This window comes from Yersinia rohdei ATCC 43380, assembly GCF_000173775.1.
GTDB lineage: Bacteria > Pseudomonadota > Gammaproteobacteria > Enterobacterales > Enterobacteriaceae > Yersinia > Yersinia rohdei.
The window spans coordinates 1-275 of the sequence record NZ_ACCD01000097.1; the positions used below are offsets into that span (position 1 = coordinate 1).

Below are 275 nucleotides of genomic sequence, written 5' to 3' on the forward strand. Positions count from 1 at the left end.
TACATCTTTCACCACTTCTTTGGTTACGCTCTCAATCAATCCACCGATTTCCTGCGACACATCCAGCTCCAGACCTTCGCCTTTTTGTGCGCCCGTCTGGAAGTTCAGTTTGCCGGTCAGTTTGCCGCCCGCAGCAAACAGTTTTTCGCCACTGTAGCTGGTGTTGTCCAGAATGCTTTTCAGCTCCTGACCCCAACTGAGTGAACTCTTTCTGCAAGGCATCACGGTCGCCTTTAGCATTGGTGTCATTCGCAGACTGTGTTGCCAAATCTTTC

The 275-nt window shown here is 50.5% G+C and carries 1 pseudogene; it reads right to left on the bottom strand.

Annotated features, from left to right (window positions below):
• A pseudogene (locus tag YROHD0001_RS00030) lies at positions 1–222 on the bottom strand (hypothetical protein); the annotation flags it as partial.
• Positions 223–275 lie beyond the last annotated feature (53 nt).